20 protein-coding genes and 2 pseudogenes are annotated in these 23,111 nt (G+C 70.4%); 4 read left to right on the forward strand and 18 right to left on the reverse strand.

The features are described from left to right. Positions 1-114: 114 nt before the first annotated feature. The 7 genes from DES41_RS32905 to DES41_RS32935 all read right to left on the reverse strand — a co-directional run bounded on the left by DES41_RS32905 (position 115) and on the right by DES41_RS32935 (position 4,766). Entirely contained in the window at positions 115-372 is a 258-nt protein-coding gene (locus DES41_RS32905) for a DUF3297 family protein (RefSeq protein WP_114471844.1), read from the reverse strand. A gap of 31 nt (positions 373-403) precedes the next feature. Next, positions 404-1,108: a nucleotidyl transferase AbiEii/AbiGii toxin family protein gene (locus DES41_RS32910; protein ID WP_114471845.1), complete on the reverse strand. Its 705-nt coding sequence runs from the start codon at positions 1,106-1,108 to the stop codon at positions 404-406. Further along, positions 1,101-1,601 carry a helix-turn-helix domain-containing protein gene (locus tag DES41_RS32915; RefSeq protein ID WP_114471846.1) on the reverse strand — a complete coding sequence of 167 codons (501 nt, stop codon included), beginning with the start codon at positions 1,599-1,601 and terminating at the stop codon, positions 1,101-1,103. Before DES41_RS32915 ends, DES41_RS32910 begins: the two co-directional genes overlap by 8 nt. A 92-nt stretch (positions 1,602-1,693) precedes the next feature. Next, positions 1,694-2,323, reverse strand: a complete 630-nt coding sequence (locus tag DES41_RS32920; protein ID WP_114471847.1) for a VOC family protein — start codon at positions 2,321-2,323, stop codon at positions 1,694-1,696. 4 nt (positions 2,324-2,327) lie between these two features. Then, positions 2,328-3,455 (reverse strand): zinc-binding dehydrogenase, encoded by a 1,128-nt coding sequence (locus DES41_RS32925; RefSeq protein WP_114471848.1) that lies wholly within the window; start codon positions 3,453-3,455, stop codon positions 2,328-2,330. A 58-nt stretch (positions 3,456-3,513) separates the two neighbouring features. After that, entirely contained in the window at positions 3,514-4,254 is a 741-nt protein-coding gene (locus DES41_RS32930) for an SDR family oxidoreductase (RefSeq protein WP_114471849.1), read from the reverse strand. 32 nt (positions 4,255-4,286) lie between these two features. Beyond that, complete coding sequence (locus DES41_RS32935) at positions 4,287-4,766, reverse strand: carboxymuconolactone decarboxylase family protein (protein WP_114471850.1); 480 nt, start codon at positions 4,764-4,766, stop codon at positions 4,287-4,289. A 101-nt stretch (positions 4,767-4,867) separates the two neighbouring features. On the opposite strand from DES41_RS32935, the pseudogene DES41_RS32940 reads away from it, so the two are divergent. After that, a pseudogene (locus DES41_RS32940) lies at positions 4,868-6,064 on the forward strand (benzoate/H(+) symporter BenE family transporter); the annotation flags it as partial. Further along, positions 6,061-7,008: a glutathione synthase gene (gshB, locus tag DES41_RS32945; protein ID WP_114471852.1), complete on the forward strand. Its 948-nt coding sequence runs from the start codon at positions 6,061-6,063 to the stop codon at positions 7,006-7,008. The pseudogene DES41_RS32940 and the gene gshB, both read left to right, overlap by 4 nt. Here gshB and DES41_RS32950 read toward each other — a convergent pair. Further along, entirely contained in the window at positions 6,974-7,900 is a 927-nt protein-coding gene (locus DES41_RS32950; RefSeq protein WP_170168361.1) for a LysR family transcriptional regulator, read from the reverse strand. The genes gshB and DES41_RS32950 overlap by 35 nt on opposite strands. Positions 7,901-7,986: 86 nt before the next feature. Here DES41_RS32950 and DES41_RS32955 point away from each other — a divergent pair, with 86 nt between their 5' ends. Further along, entirely contained in the window at positions 7,987-9,309 is a 1,323-nt protein-coding gene (locus DES41_RS32955; RefSeq protein WP_114471854.1) for a sulfatase family protein, read from the forward strand. A 32-nt stretch (positions 9,310-9,341) separates the two neighbouring features. Then, the gene (locus DES41_RS32960) at positions 9,342-10,313 is read left to right on the forward strand and encodes a Bug family tripartite tricarboxylate transporter substrate binding protein (RefSeq protein ID WP_114471855.1); all 972 of its coding nucleotides are present in this window, start codon (positions 9,342-9,344) and stop codon (positions 10,311-10,313) included. Between the two features lie 24 nt (positions 10,314-10,337). Here DES41_RS32960 and DES41_RS32965 read toward each other — a convergent pair whose 3' ends face one another. The 10 genes and pseudogenes from DES41_RS32965 to gudD form a co-directional block, all read right to left on the reverse strand. Next, a complete protein-coding gene (locus tag DES41_RS32965; RefSeq protein ID WP_114471856.1) occupies positions 10,338-10,682 on the reverse strand; it encodes a hypothetical protein in 345 nt (114 codons plus the stop codon). 121 nt (positions 10,683-10,803) lie between these two features. Continuing rightward, a complete protein-coding gene (locus DES41_RS32970) occupies positions 10,804-11,532 on the reverse strand; it encodes a response regulator (RefSeq protein ID WP_114471882.1) in 729 nt (242 codons plus the stop codon). A gap of 27 nt (positions 11,533-11,559) precedes the next feature. Next, a complete protein-coding gene (locus DES41_RS32975; protein WP_114471857.1) occupies positions 11,560-14,259 on the reverse strand; it encodes a sensor histidine kinase in 2,700 nt (899 codons plus the stop codon). Between the two features lie 202 nt (positions 14,260-14,461). After that, positions 14,462-15,106 carry a potassium-transporting ATPase subunit KdpC gene (gene kdpC / locus DES41_RS32980; RefSeq protein WP_114471858.1) on the reverse strand — a complete coding sequence of 215 codons (645 nt, stop codon included), beginning with the start codon at positions 15,104-15,106 and terminating at the stop codon, positions 14,462-14,464. A 10-nt stretch (positions 15,107-15,116) separates the two neighbouring features. Continuing rightward, the gene (kdpB, locus tag DES41_RS32985) at positions 15,117-17,165 is read right to left on the reverse strand and encodes a potassium-transporting ATPase subunit KdpB (protein WP_114471859.1); all 2,049 of its coding nucleotides are present in this window, start codon (positions 17,163-17,165) and stop codon (positions 15,117-15,119) included. Between the two features lie 10 nt (positions 17,166-17,175). Next, complete coding sequence (gene kdpA, locus DES41_RS32990; RefSeq protein ID WP_114471883.1) at positions 17,176-18,882, reverse strand: potassium-transporting ATPase subunit KdpA; 1,707 nt, start codon at positions 18,880-18,882, stop codon at positions 17,176-17,178. A gap of 362 nt (positions 18,883-19,244) precedes the next feature. Continuing rightward, on the reverse strand, positions 19,245-19,790 hold the full coding sequence (locus DES41_RS32995) for a DUF3299 domain-containing protein (protein ID WP_114471860.1): 546 nt from the start codon (positions 19,788-19,790) through the stop codon (positions 19,245-19,247). Further along, positions 19,787-20,530 (reverse strand): tetratricopeptide repeat protein, encoded by a 744-nt coding sequence (locus tag DES41_RS33000; protein WP_211333132.1) that lies wholly within the window; start codon positions 20,528-20,530, stop codon positions 19,787-19,789. Before DES41_RS33000 ends, DES41_RS32995 begins: the two co-directional genes overlap by 4 nt. A gap of 5 nt (positions 20,531-20,535) precedes the next feature. Continuing rightward, a complete protein-coding gene (locus DES41_RS33005; protein WP_114471862.1) occupies positions 20,536-22,833 on the reverse strand; it encodes an MBL fold metallo-hydrolase in 2,298 nt (765 codons plus the stop codon). Positions 22,834-22,909: 76 nt separating this feature from the next. Then, positions 22,910-23,111, reverse strand: a pseudogene (gudD, locus tag DES41_RS33010) (glucarate dehydratase); the annotation flags it as partial.

Consider the following 23,111-nt stretch of genomic DNA (forward strand, 5'->3'; position numbering starts at 1 on the left):
GATGAACCGTTTGCGTGTGGCTCATCGATGGGATGAACTGTAGAAGTTCTGCCAGATAAGAAAAACCGCCCTCCGGGCAATGGATCGTTTCTCGAAACGAAACAGTAACCGGTTTCAGGCGTCGCGGTAGAACGCTTCGACGGCGCCCTTGAGCTTGATCAGCAGGGGCTTGCCTTTGCGGTCTACCGTCTTGCCGGCGGCCACCTTGATCCAGCCTTCGGAAAGGCAGTATTCCTCGACATCGTGGCGTTCGGTGCCGTTGAAGCGGATGCCGATGTCGTGCTGGAACACGGCCGCGACATGGTGCGGGCTGCGCGGGTCGACGGACAGGTGGTCGGGCAGCGGGGGACGGGTGCTTGCGTCTTGGTTCATGGGCGCAATTAGACCGCGAGTTGCGCGTGCCTTAGACCAGTACGCGCCGCAGCGCCCGCACCTTCTGCCACACCTGGGCCTGCGTGCCAGCCATGGCCATCATGCGCATGCAGCGTTCCAGCCAGCCGGTGCGTTCGCGCATGCGCTCGATGGCGCGCTGCAGGTCGCGGCGGATGGACACCCCATAGGCGCCCTCGGCCTTGGCGATAGCCTGGCGCAGTTGCAGCAACCGGGGCTGGAGCATCGCCAGGTCGATCAGGTCGCGGCTGAACACGCCGTCGTCCATCCACCGGTCGGAGTTGGCCAGCAGCTTGCTCGTCGCCATGTCGAGCCTTGTCAGTGTGGCGATGCCGCACACCGCGTCGGCCACGCCCGGCGCTTCGAGCCCAATGCGCGCCTCGTAGACGATCTCGAACTTGATCGCGTGGTCGTCGACGAGCACGCGCGTGCGAAGGCCGTACTGGTCGGCACGCAGCTCACCAACCTGCGCCAGGGGCGCGGCCTCGGGCCGCACGATGGCCGCCAGCCCCTGCACACCGGTGAGGGCCTGCCGCAGTTGCCGGTAGGCGTCCAGGTCGGACACCAGGAAGTCGATGTCCACCGACTCGCGGTACTCGCCGCAGCACAGTGCAATGGCCGTGCCGCCGCCGAATAGGCAATGGCGTTCGCGCAGCATCGCGCCGTCGAGCGACGCCAGCAGTTTGGCGATGCGGCGGTGGTGCGGGCGCTCAAACATGGCTGGCGCCGCCTGGCGCGTCGCCGAAGGCCTGTTGCAGGGCCTCGACCAGGTCCCGCTCGTCCTGCGCCAAGGCCGCCGTGTCGAGGTGCCGCGCATTGCGCTCGTAGATGCCCAGGGCTTCGCGTGGCGTCAGCTCCTGCGGGCCGTGCAACTGCCAGGCCAGTTGCTTCAGCCAGGGGTAGTCGGTGATGCGGATGCGGGCGGGCAGCCAGCCGCGCCGTGACACCGTGGCAGGCTGGGCCGCAGCGTCTTCCTGCGGCCGCAGCGTGACGGTGAGCCCCAACACCACGAGCACTTGCACGGTGGCGCCCATGGTGACGGAGGAACCGCCCTTCTCGATGCGGTGCAGCGTGGGCCGCGAGATGCCAGCCGCCTCGGCCGCGGCGACGGCGCTGATGCCCAAGGCCTTGCGGCGCGCGCGCACAGATGCACCGATCGCGGCAAGCGCCTCGTTCGACAAAGCCGATGTGGGCGGGGATGAGCTGGGCATGTGCTCCTCATTTTTGACAAAACTGCGGTTTTGTCAATCATGAGAAACATATTAGGCGCAGCTCAGACTGCGCGGGCCGAGCTTTTTTGGTCTCAGCCCAGCGTGCGCAGCCCGGCAGGGGTGCGCACCCATGCCAACAAGCCGGGCGTTGGTGCCTGGCGCACCGTCAGCGTGATCGCGGGCTCCGCCAGTCCGAGCCGGTCGAGCAGCGCCTGCACGCGCGCCGGTTCCGGGTGCTGCAATTCGAGCGCGGCCAGCGTGCAGCCCAGGTCGTCCAGCGCAGCCGCAGGATGCGCTGCCGTGTCCCACTGGATCAGCGTCGGCGCGGCGCCGCCGAGCCGCAGGCTGCCGTCGACCGGCACGGTGATGCGCCAGTCGAGCGATCCGCGCGACATCGGCAGCACCTCGCCGAGCGGCGTGCCGACGACCGCCCCGGCGATGTCATCCGTGCGCGCCACCCAGCACGCCAGCCGCGGTGGCGCATCGGCTGCGACCCGGTCGAGTTCGAACCAGCGCGGTCGCGCCGGAGCCGGCACACCAGGGTCCACGGCGATCACTTCGAGGTAGACCGCGTCGCCCAGGCGCAGCAGCAGGTTGTGCGTGCCCATCCGCGCATGCTCGCCGCCCGCCTGCGGGTGCACGCCCAGCTGCGCGTACAGGTGGTCGCTGCCGGCCTGCAGCGTGGGCGCCACGATGGCGAGGTGGTCGATGCGGCAGACCATCGTCTCAGCCGGCCGACGGCCGCATCAGCACCTTCTCGCCCGTGGCCTGCTTGCCATACACGCCGATGGCCTCCAGCGTCAGCGCTTCGGCCAGGCCGACCTCGCGCGTGTAGTGGCTCGCGAAGGTGGTTGTGAGCTCGGCCGCCACGCGCGCCTTGAGTTGCTGTACATGGTGCGGGCCGATCTTCTGCAGGAACGGGAACAGCAGCCAGCCGCCCACGCCCCAGGTCATGCCGAAGCCGCGCGCGATCTCGATGGGGCCGCGGTCCAGGCTGCCGTAGACGTAGACCTGCTTGTGCACATTGCTGCCGTAGCGGCTGTAGGCGGCCTGCTCCTTGCGCGCGATGGCGGCTTCCATGGCCAGCAGGATCTGGCCGGCCAGCTTGCCGCCGCCGATGGCGTCGAAGGCCAGCGTGGCGCCGGTGGCGGCGATGGCCTCGACCAGCGCCGCCTGGAAATCGGGCTGGCTGCTGTCGACCACGTGCTGCGCGCCCTGCCCGCGCAGCAGCGCGGCCTGCTCCGGCTTGCGCACGATGTTGACGAGCGGCACGCCGTCCTTCAGGCAGATGCGGTTCAGCATCTGGCCCAGGTTCGAGGCGGCCGCCGTGTGCACCAGCGCGCTGTGGCCCTCGCGCCGCATGGTCTCCACCATGCCCAGCGAGGTCAGCGGATTGACGAAGCACGAGGCACCCTGCGCAGCCGTGGCGCCGTCGGGCAGCGGCAGGCACTGCGCGGCCGGCATGGCGCGGTATTCGGCGTACATCGCGCCGCCCAGTAGCGCGACCTTCTTGCCCAGCAGCGCCTGGGCAGCAGCCGAGGCACCGGCCGCCACCACCGTGCCGGCGCCCTCGTTGCCCACGGGCATGGATTGCCCGACGCGCGACCCTGCAGCGGCCAGCGCCACGGGCGACAGGCTGGCCGTGACCACAGGGCGCTCAGCCGTGCCCGACACCTTGGCCGTGGCCATGTCGGCGCCGCCGAACAGCAGGCCCAGATCGGACGGGTTCAGTGGCGATGCCTCCACGCGCACCACGACCTCGTCGTCGTGCGTGGGCGTGGGCATGGGGACTTCGGCGAGCGACAGTTCGAGCGTGGCGTCGGGGCGGATCAGCGAGCGCAGTTGCAACGGCATGGACGGTCCTTGGATGGGTGGTTCGGTGAACCGCCCAGTGTAGGAGCAGCCCCCGGGCTCAGCGCGCCATCCACTGCGCGAAGGTGACAGTGCCCAGGCGCGCCTGGCCCGCGGGCACCAGCGTGCCGTCGTCCAGCGGCGCGCCGAAGTACAGCGCCTGCGGATCCGCCACGACCTGGCGGCCGTCCTGCTGGAGGTCGAGGTAGCGCTGCACCAGCTCGGCCAGGCGCAGGCGCTCGGGGCCGGCGATCTCCATGCGGCCGTTCAGGGGTTCGGCCAGCGCCACATCGGCCAGCACGGCGGCCACATCGTCGGAGCTGATCGGCTGGATGGCCGCCTGCGACAAGCGGATCTCGCCGCCCGCGCCGGCCGACTGCGCGATGCCGCCCAGGAATTCGAGGAACTGCGTCGCCTGCACGATGGTGTACGGGATGCCGCCGGCTTCGATCAAATCTTCCTGCGCCTGCTTGGCGCGGAAGTAGCCGCTCTGCTGCAGCCGGTCGGTGCCGACCACCGACAGCGCCACGTGGTGCCGCACGCCGGCGCGGGCCTCGGCCGCCAGCAGGTTGCGGCCCGAGGTCTGGAAGAAGTCCAGCACGGCCTGGTCGGCGAACGAGGGCGAATTCGCCACGTCCACCACCACCTGGGCGCCGGCCAGCGCGGCGTCCAGGCCCTCGCCGGTCAGCGTGTTCACGCCGGTGTTGGGCGAGCCGGCCAGCACCGCGTGGCCGCGGTTCTGGAGCAGGGTGACGAGCTTGGAGCCGATCAGGCCCGTGCCGCCGATGACGACGATCTTCATGGTGTGTGTTTTTTTGTGGAGTGGACCTGCGATCAGGAGAACTGCGCCTTGTCCAGGCCGAAGGCCTTGTCGGCCGAGCCGGGCACGTTGCGGAACGCGATGCTCATGCGGTTCCAGGCGTTGATGCCCATCACGTTGTGGGTCAGCTCGACCAGCTCCTTCTCAGGGAACTCGGCCCGTACTTCTTCGTAGACGGCATCGGGCACGCCGTGGGCCGGCAGGTGGGTCAGCACCTCGGTCCAGGCGAAGGCGGCACGCTCGCGCGCGCTGAACAGCGGCGATTCGCGCCAGATCGCCACGTGGTGCAGGCGCAACTCGCCCTCGCCGTGCAGCTTGGCCTGCTTGACGTGCATGTCCAGGCAGAACGCGCAGCCGTTCATCTGCGAGGCACGGATCTCGATCAGCGCCAGCAGGCCGGCGTCCAGCGCGCCCTTCTTGGCGGCGATGCTGTAGTCGGACAGCTTCTTGTAGAGCTCGGGAGACTGCTGCAGCGCGTTGAGGCGGGGGGTCATGGTGTTTCCTTGTCAAGGGTTGAAAAAATCGGCTTCTTCCCTTCAAGACGGGCCAGCCGCGCGGCTTGTGACAGGCCGGCCAAAAAAAATACGCGTGGGCACAATCGCGCGCCATGCGTTTCTTCAAAGACCTGAGCCTGCCCGCGTTCACCGCCGGCTTCGTGGCCGTGCTGGTCGGCTTCACGAGCTCGGTGGCCATCGTGTTCCAGGCCGCACTGGCCTTCGGCGCCACGCCGGACATCATCAGCTCCTGGATGTGGGCGCTGGGCCTGGGCATGGGCCTGGCCACCGCCATCCCCTCGCTGCTGTGGCGCATGCCGGTCATGGTGGCCTGGAGCACGCCGGGCGCCGCCGTGTTGGCCGTCGCCGGCGCGGGCTATGGCATGGGCGAGGCCGTGGGTGCCTTCATGCTGAGCGCGCTGGCGATCTGGCTGGCGGGGGCCACGGGCTGGTTCGAGCGCGTCATGAACCGCATCCCCGTGGCCATCGCCTCGGCACTGCTGGCCGGCGTGCTGGCGCGCTTCGGGCTCGACGCATTTCTGGCCGCCAAGACAGCGCTGGGCCTGGTGCTGCTGATGCTGGTGGTCTACCTGCTGGGCCGGCGCCTGTTGCCGCGCTACGCGGTGCCGCTGACGCTGCTGTCGGCCATCGTTTACTGCGGCCTGCGTGGTGAGCTGGCGTGGTCGTCGGTCCACCTGGCGTTGGCGGTGCCCCGGTTCACCATGCCGGTCTTCAGCTGGCAGGCCGCCATCAGCCTCGCGGTGCCGCTCTTCGTCGTGACCATGGCTTCGCAGAACCTGCCCGGCGTGGCCGCGATCCGCGCGGCAGGCTACGGGCGCATGCCGGTCTCCAGGCTGCTCAGCATCACCGGCATCGCCACGCTGGTGCTGGCACCTTTCGGCGCGTTCGCGCTGAACCTCTCGGCCATCACGGCCGCGATCTGCATGGGCCGGGAGGCGCATGAAGACCCCGACAAGCGCTACACCGCGGCCGTCAGCTGCGGGCTGATCTACGTGCTGATCGGCATCTTCGGCGCCACCGTCACGGGGCTGCTGACGGCGTTTCCGAAAGAACTCGTGGCGGCCATCGCGGGCCTGGCGCTGTTGGGCACCATCGGCAATGGCCTGGCGACGGCGCTGGCCGACGAGCGCCACCGCGAGCCGGCGCTGATCACCTTCCTCGTCACGCTGTCGGGCGTGGCAATTGCCGGCGTCGGCTCGGCCTTCTGGGGGGTGGTGGCCGGCGCCCTGGCGCTGTTTGTGCAACAGTACGCCCCTTCCCGAAAGAGCCAGGCATGAACATCCTTTTCGTCGTCGACCCGCTGGACAGCTTCAAGATCTACAAGGACACCACGTTCTCGATGATGCGCGAGGCCCAGCGCCGCGGCCACCGCATATGGTCCTGCGAGCCGCGCCACATCGGCTGGCGCACGGGCGGCAAGGTGCAGGCCCTCGTCAATGAACTCACGCTGACCGGCCAGCCCGACGCCTGGTACCGCATCGACTCCACGCCGCTGCGCGCGCTCGCGGAGTTCGACGCCGTGCTGATGCGCAAGGACCCGCCCTTCGACAGCGAGTTCTTCTACGCCACGCATCTGCTGGAGCAGGCCGAGCGCGAAGGCGCGAAGGTCTTCAACAAGCCAGCCGCCCTGCGCGACCATCCCGAGAAGCTGGCCATCATGGAGTTCGCGCAGTACACCAGCCCCACGCTGGTCACGCGCAGCGCGGCCGAGGTGCGCGCCTTCCACGCCGAGCACCAGGACATCATCCTCAAGCCGCTCGACGGCATGGGCGGCATGGGCATCTTCCGCGTCAAGGCCGACGGGCTGAACCTGGGCTCCATCGTCGAGACGCTGAACAAGGACGGCGCCGAGACCATCATGGTGCAGCGCTTCGTGCCCGAGATCGTGCAAGGCGACAAGCGCATCCTCGTGATCGGCGGCCAACCCGTGCCGTTCTCGCTCGCGCGCATCCCGCAGGGCAGCGAGGTGCGCGGCAACCTGGCGGCCGGCGGCAAGGGCGTGGCCCAGCCACTGTCGGCCCGCGACCGCGAGATCGCCGAGGCGCTGGGCCCGGTGCTGGCCGCGCGCGGGCTGCTGCTGGTGGGGCTCGACGCGATCGGCGACTGCCTGACGGAAGTGAACGTGACCAGCCCGACCTGCTTCCAGGAGATCACCGAGCAGACCGGCTTCGACGTGCCGGCGATGTTCATCGATGCGCTGGAGGCGGCGCTGGCGGGCTGATGCTCAGCGTGACCACGGTCTGCTGCAGCAGCTCGGCCACGGCCGTCATGCCTGCATCCTCCAGCGTGGTCGTGCGGCACCACAGGTAGATCGGGCGCGGCCGGGGCGGCACGGGCAGCGCCAATTCCAACAGACCGAAGCGCTCGGCCAGCCGGCGCAGCGGAAAGCGTGGCAGCACCGCCAGGTGCCGCCCCTGCGCCAGCGTGTCGAGCAGCACGAAGGCCTCGCCCAGCACCGTGACGTCCACGCGCATGGCCTGCACGCCGGCGGCGGCCAGCATCTCGCGCACCTCCTGGTCGAAGGGTGAGGCCGAACCCAGGCTGATCCAGCGCTGGGCGTCGAGCGGGCCGCCGCCCAGGGCCAACGCGTGCGTGCGGGCGCAGAACACACCCAGCGCGTCGGCCACGAGCAGGCGCCGCTCGATGCCCGGCGGCGGACGCTCCAGCCACGAGGGCGCGAGCACGAACTCGTGGTGGCCATCGATGAGCTGCTCCACCAGCAGGTGCGGCCGGTCGCTCTGCACTGCCAGCGCCAGATCGGGAAAACGCGCCAGCAGCACGCGCACCAGCTCGCCCGCGACCGCCGCACCCACCATCGGCCCGGCACCGATGCGCACCTGCTTGCGGATGCCGCTGCGGTGGCGCGCCGTGACCTCTGCCGCGTCCTTCAGCCTCCTGCCGATGGCGCGGCCTTCGCGCGCCAGCATCTCGCCCAGCGGCGTGCTGCGCACACCGTAGCGGCTGCGCTCGAACAGCGCGCCGCCGGCCTGCATCTCCAGCGTCTGCATGTTGTGCGTGAGCGTGGGCTGGGTCAGGTGCAGGTGCCGGCTGGCCTGCGTGATGGAGCCCTTCTCAAGGATCGTGGCGAGCTGCACGAGGTGGCGTGGGTCCATCGGAAAACTTTGGTTTGGGCTGCAATTTTCAATTTTACGGATGGCCCGCGGACGCATAAGCTCCGGCCCCGCAACCCCTGCCGTCTATGAAACCCAACCTCATCTTCATCGTCGCCGACGATCTCGGCTATGCCGACCTGGGCTGCTACGGCGGCCGGCCGGCCGACTTCGGCCCCGTGTCGCCGCACATCGATGCGCTGGCCGCGGGCGGCCTGCGCTTCACCGAGGGCTACAGCAACTCACCGGTGTGCTCGCCCACGCGTTTCGCGCTCATGACGATGCGCTACCAGTACCGGCTGCGCGGCGGCATGGAGGAGCCCATCAACAGCCGCAGCAAGGGCAGCCCCACGCTGGGCCTGCCGCCCGCCATGCCGACCCTGCCTTCTCTGCTGCGCGAGGCCGGCTACGCCACCGCGCTGATCGGCAAGTGGCACCTGGGCTACCCACCGGCGTTCGGCCCGCAGCGCTCGGGCTACGACGACTTCTACGGGATCATGGCCGGCGGCGTGGACTACTTCAGCCATTGCTCGGGCAAGGGCGACCACGACCTCTACGAGAACGAAGCCGAGCGCCACGACGTGGGCTACCTGACCGACCTGCTGTCGCGCCGCGCCGTGGACCACGTGAAGGCCCGCGCCGCCGCGGCCCGCGGCGGCCGGCCCTTCTTCCTGAGCCTGCACTACACGGCGCCGCACTGGCCCTGGGAAACACGCGACGACGCGCACCTGGCGGCCGAGGTGGCCGGCAACCTGTTCCACCTGGACGGCGGCGACGTGGAGACCTACCGCCGCATGGTCCACCACATGGACGAGGGCATCGGCTGGCTGGTCGCCGCGCTGCGCGAGGAGGGCCTGCTGGAGAACACGCTGATAGTCTTCACCAGCGACAACGGCGGCGAGCGCTTCTCGGACAACTGGCCGCTGGTTGGAGGCAAGATGGACCTGACCGAAGGCGGCATCCGCGTGCCCTGGATCGCACACTGGCCAGCCGCGATTCCGGCCGGCACGACCAGCGCCCAGCACTGCATGACGATGGACTGGTCGGCCACGCTGCTGGAGCTCGGCGGCGGCACCCCGCACCCGGACCATCCCATCGACGGCGTCTCGCTCGCCGCCGTGCTGCGCGACCCCAGCCAGACCTTCGAGCGCCCGCTGTACTGGCGCATGCACCACCGCCACCAGCGCGCGCTGCGCCATGGCGACTGGAAGTACCTCCGTGTCGACGAACACGAGTACCTGTTCAACCTGCGGCAGGACGCGCGCGAGCGCGCCAACCTCGCGCACAAGCACCCCGAGCTGCTCGAGCGCCTGCGCGCCGACTGGCTGGCCTGGGAGGCCACGGTGCCCGCCATTCCCGAAGACGCGGCCGTGAGCCTGGGCTACTCGGCCAAGGACATGCCGCAGCGCTGACCCCCCTTCTTCCCACCCTCCGGAGACAAGCCATGCACATCCCCCGCCGCGCCCTCTGCGCCGCCGCCCTGCTCACCATCGCAGCCATGCCGCTACAGGCCCAGAGCTGGCCCGAGCGCCCCATCAAGCTCATCACGCCCTCCACGCCAGGCGGCCCGCCCGACGCCTACGCCCGCGCGCTGGCCGACCTGCTCGTCAAGGAACTGGGCCAGCCCGTCGTGGTGGAGAACTCGCCGGCCGTCGGCGGCATGGTGGCCGCCCAGGTCATGACGCGCACGCCGGCCGACGGCTACACGCTGCTGGTCAGCACGGCCGGCATGATGACCATCACGCCCAACGCCAACCCGCGGGCGCGTTACGTACCGGCCGATTTCACGCCGATCTGCCAGGGCGTGGAAGCCGGCCTGGTGCTGGCCAGCCACCCGAGCCTGGCAACGCGCAACTTCGCCGAGCTCACGCAGTGGATCAAGGCGCAGAAGACGCCGCCGACCTATTCGTCGTTCGCCCCCGGCTCGCCCGCGCACTTCCTGGGCTACCAGCTGGCCGAGGCGCTCAAGGTGGATATGACGCACGTGCCCTACCGCAGCAGCCCGAACCAGATCACCGACATGGTGGGCGGCACGGCGCCGCTGGGCTTCGTGCAGATCGCCACGGCCGGCCCGCAGATCAAGGCCGGCAAGCTCGTGGCCTATGCGACGACGGCGGGCCAGCGTTCTGCCGAGCTGCCCGACGTGCCCACGGTGGCCGAGATCGGCCTGCCGCAGCTGCAGACCACGGTGTGGTTCGGCCTGTCGGCCCCCAAGGGCCTGCCGGCACCCATCGTGCAGCGGCTGACCGCGGCGCACCAGAAGGTGCTGGCCTCGCCGGACTTCCGCCAGCGCATGGCCACCTCGGGCCTGGCGCCCTCGGCGCCGCTGTGCGGCGACGCCTTCCTGCAGCAGATGAACGCGGAATCGGCGCGCTGGGCGCGCATCGTCAAGGCAACGGGCTTCGTCGCCGACTGAGCAGCGCCGCATGCGGCGCCGCACCTAGTTGCCGCAGGGCATTCCCAGATGGCGCAGGTGGTCGCGCCAGCTGGCCATCCGGCCGAACTCGCCATCGTGCGTACAGGCCAGCACCTGGTGCGCGACCTCCTCGAAGCTGCAGTCGGCAAGGTGCAGCGTCAACCGGGCCCGCGGTGCCGCACTGGCGCAGGCGGCACCCGAGCGTGGCAGCGGCTCGCAGCGCAGGATGTCCACGCCGTCGCAGGCCAGCAGGGCACGGCGCACACCGTGCGCATCGGCCAGCGGGACGGTGACATCGAGCACCTGGAACACCGGCCGGCGTGGCGCGGTAGCGGCCGGGGTGAACTCCTTGTACGCGGCATAGGCCATGGGTCGTCAGGGGAAAGTCGAGAGGCTTCCAGTGTCGGGACATGCCCGTCAAGCCGCTGTCAACTCTTGCGGGCGCTGCGCAAAGAATGCGTCAAGGCCGGGCCCGCCACGGCCTGCGGCGTCAGCCCGCGGCGCGCTCCGACACGAACTTCAAGCCCACGCCGGGCTCCGTGACGATGTAGCGGGGCGCGGCCGCCACATCGCCGAGCTTGTGGCGCAGCTTGGCCACCAGCACACGCAGGTAGTGCGCATCCTCGGTGTGCGTGGGGCCCCACATCTCGCGCAGCAGCTGCGACTGCGTGATCAGCCGGTCGCTCTGGCGCACGAGGATGGAGAGCAGCGCGAACTCCTTGCGCGTCAGGGCCAGCGCCTGGCCGTCCAGATGCACCTCGCGGCGCGCCAGGTCGATGCGCAACGTGCCGTCGTCGTAGTTCGGTGCCCCGTCGTCGGCCGGCGCCGCATTGCGCAGGAAGGCCCGCATCCGCGCCATCAGCTCGGCGATGCCGAAGGGCTTGGTCACGTAGTCGTTGGCGCCCGCGTCCAGCAGGGCCACCTTCTCGTCCTCGCTGGAGCGCACGGTCAGCACGACCACGGGCACGCGGGACCACTGGCGCAGTTCCTTCAGCACGTCGCGGCCGTCCATGTCCGGCAGGCCGAGGTCCAGCACGACGATGTCGGCGCCCTTGCTGGCCAGCAGGCCCAGGCCCTGCTGGCCGTTCTCGGCCAGCAGCGTCGCATAGCCCTGCGAGCGAAGGCTGATGTCGATGAATTTGCGGATCTGCGGCTCGTCGTCGATCACCAGCACGCGGTGCCCGGTCCTGGCCGAGGCTGCATCGCTTGCATCTGTCATGTGCATCCTTCCGTTGCGGCCTGAAGGCTACTCCACCGGCAGCACGATGCGGATGGTGGTGCCGACGCCGTCCGGCCCGGGCAGCGCCTCCACGCGGCCCATGTGCGCGCCCACGATGCCCTGCACGATGGTCAGGCCCAGCCCGGTGCCCTGCTTGCCGCGGTCGCCACGCTCCACGCTGTAGAACATGTCGAAGATGCGCCGGCGCTCGTCCGCCGGGATGCCGGGGCCCTTGTCGGAGACATCGATGCACAGCGTGCCGTCGTCCCCGCGGTGCGCGCGCACGTGCACTGCTTCCCCCGGTGGTGAGAACTTGGCGGCGTTCTCCATGACATTGAACAGCGCCTGCTCGATCAGCGCGGGATGGACATGGATGGGCCCGATCCCGGCGTCCATCGCGGTCACCACACGGGCGGAGGGCAGGTAGCGCTGCAGCCGGCGCGCGGCCGAGCCCACCAGCTCGTCGATGCCGATCCAGTCGCGCGTGAGCGTCAGCCCCTGGTGGCCCAGGCGCGTCATGTCCAGCAGGTTCTGGATGTAGCGGTCCAGGCGCTCGCCCTCGACACGGATGGTGTCCAGCAGGCTGGCGCGGTCGGCGGCGTCCATGTCCTTGCCGTAGTGCGCGAGGCTGTCGGCCGCGCCGATCATGGAAGCCAAGGGCGACCGCAGGTCGTGCGAGACCGAAGACAGCAGCGCCGAGCGCAACCGCTCCGTCTCGCCGGCCACGCGCGCCGCCTCCAGCTCGGCGACGAGCCGGGCGCGCGAGGCGGCCTGGCCGATGTCTTCCGTCATGCTCTCGGCCAGGCGCCGCTGCTCGAACGAAAGGCGGTTCATCGAGGCCGCAAAGCGGAGCGCCACCACGCCCAGCCTCTCCTGGTCGGCCAGGATGGGCAGGAACCACCACTCCGAGTGGGACAGCGTGTCGGTGTAGCGCCCGCTCTGCTCGCCGTGCCGCTGCGTCCAGTCGGCCGCGGCCCGGTCGCGCTCGCCCAGGTGCGGCTCGGCCGCCGCGGGGCTGGACGCGTCGTGGATGCGGATCCACACCTCGGCATGCAGGGCCGCCCGCAGCACCGAGGCGCTGGCCGCGATGACCTGGCCGACGTCCGCCGCCTTGGCCAGCTGGCGGGCCAGGTTCTGCATGGCCGTGGTGTGCGTGTTCGCGGCCCGCAGGGCGATCACCTGCATGCGCAGCCGCGAGGCCAGCCGCCCGGCGATCAGTGCCGCGGCCAGGAACAGCATCACGGTGGCCACGCCGCGCGGCGCGCTGATCAGGAAGGTGAAGCGCGGCTCGATGAACAGGAAGTCATAGGCCATGAAGCACAGGATGGCGGTGATCACCGAGGCCGCCATGCGCGTGCGCGAGGCCACCAGCAGCACCGCCACCAGGAACACCGGCGAGATATCCTGCAGGCCCACCACCTGCTCCGCGACCGCCGCCATGGCGATGGCGCCCGCCGTGGCCCCCACGATGGTGGCGAGTTCCCCGCGCGCGGGCCGCTCGCCCGCCAGGTCCTGGAAGCGGCGGCCGCGCTGTCGCGCCACCGGCGTGCTGACGATGGTGAGCTCGTAGCGCGCGCCGCGCTGCAGCAGCTGTTGCGTCAGCGTCCGGTTGAAGATGCGGGCGATCGGGCGTTCGCGCGTGCGGCCGATCACGATGGAACGCGCGCCGCGTGCGGCGGCGGCGTCCAGCAAGGCCTGCGTGATGTCGGTGTTGTGCAGCACCTCGGTCTCGCCACCCAGGCTGCGCGCCAGCGCGAAGGCCTTGTCCAGCTCCATCTGGCGCTGCTGGCCGACCTGCGCGGTGGTGTTGCGCGGCGCGCCCTGGCGGCCCAGGTCGTCGCTGTGCAGGGACGCATCGGCCGAATGGCCCGTGTCGATGGTCACCACCGACCAGGGCGCGCCGCGCCGTTCGGCCAGCCGGGCACCGGCGCGCACGAGGTATTCGGACTGCCCCTGCCCGTCGATCGCGATCAGCACATGGCGCTGCAGCGCGATGCCCGACAGGCCGCGCGCCGCGCGCGTCTCGCGCAGGTCGGCGTCCACATGCTCGGCCACCGTCTGCATGGCCAGCTCGCGCAGCGCCGTCAGGTTGGACGGCGAGAAGAAGGCCTGCAGCGCCTGCGCGGCCTGCTCGGGCAGGTAGACCTTGCCCTGGTTCAGCCGCTCGATGAGTTCGCGCGCGGGCAGGTCGACGAGGCGGATGTCGCGCAGGCGCTCGAACAACGCGTCGGGCACGGTCTCGCCGACGCGGATGCCCGTGATCTGGTGCACCACGTCGTTCAGGCTCTCCAGGTGCTGGATGTTGACCGTCGTGTAGACGTCGATGCCCATGTCCAGCAGTTCCTCTACGTCCTGCCAGCGCCGCTCGTGGCGGCTGCCCGGCGCGTTGCGGTGCGCCAGTTCGTCGACGAGCGCGATGGCGGGCTTGCGCGCGAGCAGGCCGTCCAGGTCCATCTCTTCCAGCTGGCGCCCCTGGTATTCGACACGCTTGCGCGCCAGGTTGGGCAGGCCTTCGAGCATGGCGTGCGTCTCGCTGCGGCCGTGGGTCTCCACGATGCCGATCACCACATCGACGCCCTGGCGGTGCAGCTCGCGCGCCCGGGCCAGCATGGCGTACGTCTTGCCCACCCCGGGTGCGGCACCCAGGAAAACCGTCAACCGGCCAGCGGCCTGGCGGCGCAGCTCCCCCATCAGTGCGTTCGCTTGCTCGGTGTTTTCGGATCCCATGGGCGTTGCTGGCTCAGTGCGGTGGGGCCGCGGCGCGGAGTTCTTGCGCCACGGGCGCGGCACGGGATGGTACGGCGACCCCACGGCAAGGCGTGCGCGCCCACACCGCTGCGGCCGCTGTGGCCGCTGGGGCGCATGGGCCGGCAACGGAGGCCGGCCACCGCGGAGCGGCACCGTGCGCGGGGTCGAGCACGCGCACCGGCTACTTTCCCTGCGCCGCGTCGAGCGCGAGATTGAGTTCCAGGACGTTGACACGCGGCGCGCCCAGCAGGCCCAGCTGCCGGCCCTCGGTGTGCCCGGCCACGAGCCGCTCCACCGCCTCGCGGGGCAGGCCGCGCGCACGGGCCACGCGCGCGATCTGGATCGCCGCGCCCTCGGGGCTGATGTGCGGGTCGATGCCGCCGCCGGACTGCGTGAACAGGTCGCCCGGCACCGCCGCCGGCGCCACTCCCTCGCGCTGCGCGATGGCGGCGCGCGCCTCGTCGATGCGTTTGCGCATGTCGGGGTTGGTGCGCGCCTGGTTGCTGCCGGCCAGTGCCATCGGGTCGTAGCCCGCGGCCGAGGGCCGCGGCTGGATGTAGCCTTCGCCGGCGAACGGCTGGGCCACCAGCGTGGAGCCGACCGTGTGGCCGCCGCGCTCGAGCAGGCTGCCGTTGGCCGTGGCCGCGAACAGCGCCTGGCCGATGCCGACGCCGGCCAATGCGTACAGGAACCCGAAGCCGGCCAGCGTCAGCACGGCCAGCCCGATGGCGCCGCGCCAGGCGCCCCTATCGTCCACCACCACAGGCGCGGGCGTGGCCGTGGCGGTCTGGCGGGCTTGCGCCGCGAGCGTGGATGTCATGGTCATGGCGGGCTCCTCAAAAGGTGAACAGTGCAGACAGCACGAGGTCGATCAGCTTGATGCCCACGAAGGGCAGCAGCACGCCGCCCACGCCGTAGACCAGCATGTTGTTGCGCAGCAGCTCGGTGGCGCTGGCGGGCTTGAAGCGCACCCCGCGCAGCGCCAGCGGGATCAGCGCCGGGATGATGATGGCGTTGAAGACCAGCGCCGACAGCACCGCGCTGGACGGGCTGTGCAGCTGCATCACGTTGAGCGCGGCCATCTGCGGGATGCTGGCGGCGAACAGCGCGGGCAGGATGGCGAAGTACTTGGACACGTCGTTGGCCAGCGAGAAGGTCGTCAGCGCGCCGCGCGTGATCAGCTGCTGCTTGCCGATCTCCACCACCGCCAGCAGCTTGGCCGGGTCCGAATCCAGGTCGACCATGTTGCCGGCCTCCTTGGCGGCCTGCGTGCCCGAGTTCATGGCCAGGCCCACGTCGGCCTGGGCCAGCGCCGGAGCATCGTTGGTGCCGTCGCCGACCATGGCGACGAGGCGTCCGCCGGCCTGCTCTGCGCGGATGCGGGCCAGCTTGTCCTCGGGCCGGGCCTCGGCGATGTAGTCGTCCACGCCGGCGTCGGCGGCGATGGTGGCCGCCGTCAGCTTGTTGTCGCCAGTGATCATGACCGTCCGGACACCCATCGCGCGCAGCCGCGCGAAGCGCTCCTTGATGCCGTGCTTGATCACGTCGGACAGTTCGATCACACCCAACACGTGGCGGCCATCGCTGACCACCAGCGGCGTGGCGCCGCGGCGGGCCACGTCGTCCACGCGGGCCTGCAGCTCGGCCGGCACGCGCCCGTCCAGCTCCTTCACATGGCGCGCGATGGCGTCCATCGCGCCCTTGCGGATGCGGCGCGCGGTGGAGTCCTCCACGCCGCGCGCGCCGGGCAGATCCACCCCGGACATGCGCGTGTGGGCCGTGAAGGCCATGAAGTGCGCGCCTTGCGGGTCGGCCAGCTGCTCGCCCTTCTCGCGTGCGAGCTTGACGATGGACTTGCCCTCGGGGGTCGGGTCGGCCAGCGAGGCCAGCAGGGCGGCCTGGCGCAGCTGCGAGGCATCGACACCTGCGAGCGGGTGGAAGGCCGTGGCCTGGCGGTCGCCGTAGGTGATGGTGCCGGTCTTGTCCAGCAGCAGCACGTCCACGTCGCCGGCGACCTCGACCGCCTTGCCCGACTTGGCCAGCACATTGGCCTTGAGCGCGCGGTTCATGCCGGCGATGCCGATGGCCGGCAGCAGGCCGCCGATGGTGGTGGGGATCAGGCAGACCAGCAGCGCCACGAGCAGCACCACGTTGATCTGCACGCCCACGAAGCCGCCGATGAAGGGCAGCGTCGCGACCACGGCCCCGAAGGTGACGGTCATCACGACCAGCAGGATGCCGAGCGCGATCTCGTTGGGCGTCTTCTGCCGGTTGGAGCCCTCGACCAGCGCGATCATGCGGTCCAGGAAGCTGTGGCCCGGCTCGGCTGTCACGCGCACCACGATGCGGTCGGACAGCACCTTGGTGCCACCGATCACGCCGGAGCGGTCGGTGCCCGCCTCGCGCAGCACGGGGGCCGATTCGCCGGTCACGGCGGCTTCGTTGATGGTGGCCAGGCCTTCGACGATCTCGCCGTCGGCGGGAACCAGTTGCCCCTCCTCGACCACCACCTGGTCGCCGGGCCGCAGCTCGGCCGCGGGCACGGCGCTTTCCTGGCCGGCGCTGTCCAGCCGGCGCGCCACCAGGTCCTTGCGGGCACGCCGCAGGGAGGCGGCCTGGCCGCGGCCCCGCGCTTCGGCCACGGCCTCGGCGAAGTTGGCGAACAGCACGGTCACGAACAGGATCAGCGTGACGGCCCAGCCGAAGCCGGCGTCGGTCCAGCCGGCCAGCGTGGCCACGGCGGTCAGCACCGTGCCCAGCCAGACCACCGCCATCACGGGGTTCCTGACCGCGTGCTGGGGTGCCAGCTTGACGAAGGAGTCGACGATGGCCGGCTTGAGGGACATGCCCTGGTCGGCCGCTTGGGAAACGTTTGCGGTGCGCATGGAAGCCTCCTTAGCGCGCCAGCAGCGCGTTCAGCGACAGGTGGTCGGCCACGGGGCCCAGCACCAGCACCGGCATGAACTGCAGCAGCGTGAGGATGATGACGATGCCGATCAGCGTCAGCACGAAGGTCGGGGTCTCGATCTGCAGGGAGCCCGAGCCCTCGGGGGCGCGCCGCTTGGCGGCCAGCATGGCGGCGATGGCCAGCGGCACCACGAGCGCCGGATAGCGGCCCAGCGCAAGGACGATGGCGCAGCTCACGTTCCACCACGGCGTGGCGTCGCCCAGGCCTTCGAAGCCGGTACCGTTGTTGGCGAAGGCCGAGACGTACTCGTAGAACACCTGGCTGATGCCGTGGAAGCCCGGGTTGGAATTGCCGGCCAGGCCCGGCCAGGCCAGCGTGAGCGCCGTGAAGCCCAGGATCACCACCGGCTGCAGCAGCACGAGCACCGCGAGCAAGCGCACCTCGGGCCCTTCGATCTTGCGGCCGAACAACTCCGGCGTGCGCCCCGTCATCAACCCGGCCAGGAACACGGCCAGCAGCAGGTAGACGATGAACTGCTGCAGGCCGCAGCCCACGCCGCCCCAGATCGCGTTGATCAGCATGTTGACCATGGACACCATGCCCGTCAGCGGCGCGGTGGAGTCCAGCATGGTGTTGACCGAGCCGTTGTTGACCTGCGTGGTCAGCGAAGCCCACAGCGCCGAGGCGTCCACGCCCAGGCGCACTTCCTTGCCCTCCATCAGTGCGGCGTCCAGCGCGGTGGCGGAATGGCCCTCGGACCACAGCGACAGGCCAGCGGAAGCCACCGACATGGTCAGCATGGTCGCGAAGACCATGGCGCCGAAGCGGCGCCGCCCGGTGAAGGGGCCGACCATGAACACGATGCTGACCGGGATCAGCACGATGGCGGCCGTTTCGAGGAAGTTGGAGAGCGGCGTGGGGTTCTCCAGGGTCACGGCGCTGTTGGGGCCGTACCAGCCACCGCCGTTGCTGCCCAGCTGCTTGATGGCCACCATGGGCGCGACCGGTCCGAGCGGGATCTTCTGTTGTGTGAAGTCGGAGCTGGCCGCCACCGGCGTGGCCACGGGACCGGCGGCCAGCGTGGCCGGCACGCCCTGCCAGGTCAGCAGCGCCGACAGCACCAGGCACAGCGGCAGCACGAAGCGCAGGCTGGCACGCACGACGTCGGCCCAGTAGTTGCCCACGTCGATCGCGGCCTGCGGGTCCGAGGGCGCGGCCTGGCGGCCGCCGAACAGGCCGCGCAGTGTGGCCGCGACGATGGCCAGGCCCATCACGGGCGTGACCACCTGCAGGCCGACGATGCCCGTCATCTGCGACAGGTAGGACAGCTGCGCCTGTCCGGCGTAGTGCTGCTGGTTGGTGTTCGTGAGGAACGACACCATGGTGTGCAGCGCCAGGTCCCAGGACATGTTGGGCACGCCGTCCGGGTTGAGCGGCAGCCAGGCCTGCGTCATGAAGATGGCCCAGACGACGATGGCCAGCACGAGGTTGGACGACAGGAAGGCGAGCGCGTAGCCGCGCCAGCGCATGCCGACCTGCGGGCGCGTGCCCAGGAGGGCGTAGATCGGCCGCTCCAGCCAGCCGAACAGGATGTCGCTGCGCATGGGGCCGCCGCGCAGGACGGCGGCCAGGTAGTGGCCCAGCGGCCAGGCCAGCGCCAGGACGACGACGAGCAGCACAAGGGATTCAGCCATGGTGGGCATCTCCGTCCGCACGGGCCACCTGCACCGCGGGCGCCTTGTGCCTGTGCGCGCCACCGGGCGCGCCGCCGTGGGAGGTGGGGGCCGCCGGGCCCGCCGGTTGCGCGGATGCCGCCGAAGGCAGGGCCGCTGTCGTCAATCCACCGCAGGGTGCGGCGGTTCCCCCGAGGGAAACCAGATGCTTGGAGCGCATGTTCTTGCTCGCGATCGAATGGCAAAAGTGCCAGTCGTCAGTATTCGATGGAGCCCCGTAAAGTCTCCATTCCGAAAACAGGCGCACGCGTCAAATCTGCGTCAAATCTGCGTGCCTTGGCGCAGCGCGCGGCGCATGGCCACCTGGCGCCGCCCGGCGCGCTTCAGCGTGGGGCGCCGGCGTAACGCTCCACGCGCTGGCCCGCCAGCGCATACCCGCTGACGCCATGCGCCGTGCTGGCGCGTGCCAGCTGCAGCCGGCCGCTGACCCAGACCGTGTCCATGGTGCCCAGCGACTTGTGGGGCTTGTCGAGCCGCACGTGGACGATCTGGTTGGAGGGCGGCGGCGGCGTGTGGATGCAGGCGCCGAAATGCGGCACCAGCAGCAGTTCGCGCAGGCCCTGCGCGCTCGTCTCCAGCGGCACCACGTAGCCGGGAATGCGGATGGCCGCGCCGTCCAGCGCGGCGACCAGCGGCGCATCGTCCCAGACCTTGCGCAGGCGCTGCAGCGCGGCGGCGGCGCGCGGGTCGTCGTCGGGCAGGCGGCGCAGGTCCACGCCCGCGCCCGCGCCCTGGAAGTCGGCCCAGGGGTTCCAGTCCTGGGGCAGCAGGTCGTCCCAGGCGATGGTGCGGAAGGCTTCTTTCGCCATGGCCGGCGCCAGCATGGCGCAGGCCAGGGCCGCGCAGGTGCGGCGGCGCAACGGGTTCATGGCGATGGCTCCCTGGCCGGCGGCGAGAACGGCGCCAGCTTCTTGAACAGCAGCGGGCCGGCGAAGCTGGGCATGTCGTGCTCGTGGTCGTCGTGCGGGGCCACACCTTCGCGCGATTTGCGCAACCACACGCGCGCGAGTGCGGGGTCGCGCGCCACGCCCTCGCCGCGGTCGTAGGCCCGGCCCAGCGCGCGCTGGGCGCGCGGGTTGCCGGCCTCGGCCGCCTGCTGCAGCCAGGCGATGGCGGCAGGCATGTCGCGGCGCACGCCCGCGCCGTCTGCGTAGGCGCGGTACAGCGCGTACTGCGCGCGCGAGGCGCAAGGCGCGTCGGTGGCGGCGCTGCGGCGGTACCAGCGCAGGGCTTCGGCCGCATCCTTGCGCGCACCGCCCCAGCCGTTGGCGTAGAAGTCGCCCAGCATGCACTGGGCCGGCACGGCGCCGTGGCCGGCGGCGGTGCGGAACCAGTGGAACGCGGCCGCCGGGTCCTTGGGCACCTGGGCGTTGCCGTCCAGGTAGAGGTAGCCCAGGTCGACCTGGGCCTGCACATGGCCACGTTCGGCCGCCTGGCGCAGGTAGGCATGGGCCTGTGCCAGGTCCACCACCTGGCCGGTGACGCCGGCGTAGTGGCGGGCCTGGGCGTAGAGGGCCTGTGCCTGTGCCTGTGCCTGCGCCGATGGCGCGGGCTCGGCCTGGGCCGCGCAGGCCAGCGCCACGCATGCGGCCAGCAAGGCGTGCCGCATGCGCATCAGCGGAAGGTCTGCGTCACATCCGCCGGCACCACGATCTCGCTGGCAGGCGTCAGCGTCATCGTCACCTGGCGGCCCTGCGCGATCGTCGCCAGCACGGCCTGGGCCTCGGCCAGCGAGTTCAGCCGCCTGGTGCGCAGCACCTCGCCCGGCTTGGCATGCACCGATTCGACCGGGCCGCCGCGGTAGGTGATGGTCTGGTTGGTGCCCGGGCTGAACTGCGTGAAGTTGTTCGGCAGGTAGCCGGGGTAGCCGTCGTTGACCTGCACCGCCACTTGCACGTAGAAGCCCGCGGGGTCGTTCACGTACTGGTCGGTGGCGGTCACGATGCCGCTGGCCAGCAGTGGAATGGCCGGGTTCTTGTTCTGCGGACCGACGAAGCCCTGCACGATCTTGCCGCCGTCCAGCAGCGTGGCCGTGACCGTGGGACCCGCCTCGCGCCCCGGCTTGAACGGGCCGGAAGTCTCGATGCTCTTGTAGCTGCTGTTGGCCGCATCGCTGGCCGCGTACGAGATCACCGAGCGGCGCTTCTCCAGCTGGTTGGCGAACTCGCTGGTGATGTTTGTGCCGCCCACGGCAGGCGAGTCGAACACCTTGGAGCGCATCGCCTCCAGCATGGTCAGCGGCTTGCCCGCGTTGGCCGGATCGCGGTTGTAGGCCTTGAGCGCCTGGTACACCTCGACGATGGGGAACTGGTTGGTGTGCTGCGGCGAGACGAAGTCCACGTCCAGGCTTTGCTGCAGGTAGCTGAAGCCGGCCTGGAACGACAGCCGCAGGAAGCCGTTGGCAGCCGTGGGCGTGGTCAGGCCGTTCACGCCGTAGCCGCCGTGGTAGCCGAAGGTGAGGAACTTGCCGTCGACCGGGTTCTTCACGCGGAACAGCATGTTGGTGGTGCCCGGCGTGTGGCCCGGCGACCAGATCACCATGATCTGCACGTTGCCGTAGTCGTACCACGCGTCGTACTTGTAGAAGTCGGTGGTGCGCGCGCGGATCTCGGTCTCCGAGGCGGGCAGCGCACCGGCGATGTTCCAGGTGTTGCCGCGCTGGTCCTGCGTGATGCCGGTCACGTCCTCGCGCGAGGCCCACAGCTTGACGGCCTTGCCGGCGTTGTCGGCCATGCGCAGCTGCTCGACAACGGTGCCGTAGTGGTCGCCGTGGCCGTGGGTGAGCCAGACATCGGTCACGGCGCGCGGGTCCAGGCCCAGCAGCTCCATGTTCTTCCAGTACTGGTAGCCGCTGTTGGCCCAGCCGGCGTCGATCTTGATGAGCTTGTCGTCCGACTTGTCGTTGGGCGTGCCCATGTCGGCCTTCAGGATGTAGGAGGCGACTTCGTTGTCGCCCACGTAGTACATCGTGTCCTTGACCATCTCGAAGGGCTCGGTGCTGCGCGTGTAGGGCGCGGCGGTCACGCCGGTGGCGTTGATGGCCATGTAGGCCTGGCCGGAGACCGGGTCCGTGCCCTTGTCGGCCAGCAGCGGGCTTTGCGAGGGCACGTCCCACACGGGCTTGCCGTCACTGGTGGACTGCGGCGTGAAGTACCAGATCGCCACCACCTTGGCCTTCTCGGATTCCGTGTGGTTGGTGTCGAACACCAGGTAGGCAGCCTGGCGCGCCGTGGTGCTGTAGGCGTAGTCGGCCGTGACCGGAATGGCCGCGACGGTGGAGGCCGCGCTCTTGCTGTAGTCGCTGGTGTCGACGTTGAAGACCTGCACGTCCGGCGCGAGGGTGTAGGTCTCCTCGTAGCGCTTGATGGGCGTGGCGTAGGGCCGGCCCGCCATGTCGGCCAGCACGACGCGGCCATCGCCCACGGTGATGCTGCCCGCCGACTTGGCGTAGACCCAGCCGGCCGCCACCATGGGGCCCGGAATGTCCTTGTGGCGCGTGACTTCGGGGCCGAACCTGGCCAGGTCGAACTGCGCGGCGGCGGAGCCGCCCTTGGCCAGCACCACGTTGAAGGTCTGGGCCGGCTCGGACGCCACGGTGACGCGGTTGGCCTCCGCAGCAGGCACCCAGTCGACCAGGTTGCCCGGCACCAGCTTGGCGCTGATGGCGGCTGCGGCGTCGGCAGAGACCGCCGTGGTGGACAGCGTCTTCATGCCGTCCTTGGCCAGCACCGCCACGCTGATGGTCTGGGCGCCGGCGGCATCGCTGCTTACCTGCGGCGCGGCGTAGACCATGCCAGCGGCACGGAAGGCGCTGCGGTCCACACCCTTGTCTTCGCTGCCGCCGCAGGCCACGAGGGCGGCGGCGGCGATGGCGGCCGGCAGCAGGCGCCAGTGTCGGGGTACTGTGTTCACGGTGTCTCCTCTTATAGAAATGGGCGGGCCGGCGTGGCCAGCCCGTGGGCCCCGCGGCGCAGGCCGCGGGCTGGCGTCAGCGGACCATGCAGGGCCGCTTGTTGTCGAACTTCCAGTTCGGGATGAGGTACTGCATGGCCACGCCGTCGTCGCGCGCGCCCAGGCCGTGCTGCAGGTACAGCTGGTGGGCCTTCTCGACCTCGGCCATGTCCAGCTCCACGCCCAGGCCCGGCTTCTTGGGCACCTGCACGTAGCCGCCTTCGATCTTGAAGGGCTCC

The organism is Pseudorhodoferax soli (assembly GCF_003337555.1).
GTDB lineage: Bacteria > Pseudomonadota > Gammaproteobacteria > Burkholderiales > Burkholderiaceae_C > Pseudorhodoferax > Pseudorhodoferax soli.

Coding starts and splice junctions, on each gene's coding strand:
- kdpA (WP_114471883.1), bottom strand. CDS start 18,882: ATGGCTGAATCCCTTGTGCTGCTCGTCGTCGTCCTGGCGCTGGCCTGG.
- DES41_RS32925 (WP_114471848.1), bottom strand. CDS start 3,455: ATGCCGTTGCAACTGCGCTCGCTGATCCGCCCCGACGCCACGCTCGAA.
- DES41_RS32905 (WP_114471844.1), bottom strand. CDS start 372: ATGAACCAAGACGCAAGCACCCGTCCCCCGCTGCCCGACCACCTGTCC.
- DES41_RS32970 (WP_114471882.1), bottom strand. CDS start 11,532: ATGACAGATGCAAGCGATGCAGCCTCGGCCAGGACCGGGCACCGCGTG.
- DES41_RS33000 (WP_211333132.1), bottom strand. CDS start 20,530: ATGCGGCACGCCTTGCTGGCCGCATGCGTGGCGCTGGCCTGCGCGGCC.
- kdpB (WP_114471859.1), bottom strand. CDS start 17,165: ATGCGCACCGCAAACGTTTCCCAAGCGGCCGACCAGGGCATGTCCCTC.
- DES41_RS32975 (WP_114471857.1), bottom strand. CDS start 14,259: ATGGGATCCGAAAACACCGAGCAAGCGAACGCACTGATGGGGGAGCTG.
- DES41_RS32935 (WP_114471850.1), bottom strand. CDS start 4,766: ATGACCCCCCGCCTCAACGCGCTGCAGCAGTCTCCCGAGCTCTACAAG.
- DES41_RS32960 (WP_114471855.1), top strand. CDS start 9,342: ATGCACATCCCCCGCCGCGCCCTCTGCGCCGCCGCCCTGCTCACCATC.
- DES41_RS32995 (WP_114471860.1), bottom strand. CDS start 19,790: ATGAACCCGTTGCGCCGCCGCACCTGCGCGGCCCTGGCCTGCGCCATG.
- DES41_RS32950 (WP_170168361.1), bottom strand. CDS start 7,900: ATGGACCCACGCCACCTCGTGCAGCTCGCCACGATCCTTGAGAAGGGC.
- DES41_RS32920 (WP_114471847.1), bottom strand. CDS start 2,323: ATGGTCTGCCGCATCGACCACCTCGCCATCGTGGCGCCCACGCTGCAG.
- DES41_RS32955 (WP_114471854.1), top strand. CDS start 7,987: ATGAAACCCAACCTCATCTTCATCGTCGCCGACGATCTCGGCTATGCC.
- DES41_RS32965 (WP_114471856.1), bottom strand. CDS start 10,682: ATGGCCTATGCCGCGTACAAGGAGTTCACCCCGGCCGCTACCGCGCCA.
- kdpC (WP_114471858.1), bottom strand. CDS start 15,106: ATGACCATGACATCCACGCTCGCGGCGCAAGCCCGCCAGACCGCCACG.
- DES41_RS32915 (WP_114471846.1), bottom strand. CDS start 1,601: ATGCCCAGCTCATCCCCGCCCACATCGGCTTTGTCGAACGAGGCGCTT.
- DES41_RS32930 (WP_114471849.1), bottom strand. CDS start 4,254: ATGAAGATCGTCGTCATCGGCGGCACGGGCCTGATCGGCTCCAAGCTC.
- DES41_RS32910 (WP_114471845.1), bottom strand. CDS start 1,108: ATGTTTGAGCGCCCGCACCACCGCCGCATCGCCAAACTGCTGGCGTCG.
- gshB (WP_114471852.1), top strand. CDS start 6,061: ATGAACATCCTTTTCGTCGTCGACCCGCTGGACAGCTTCAAGATCTAC.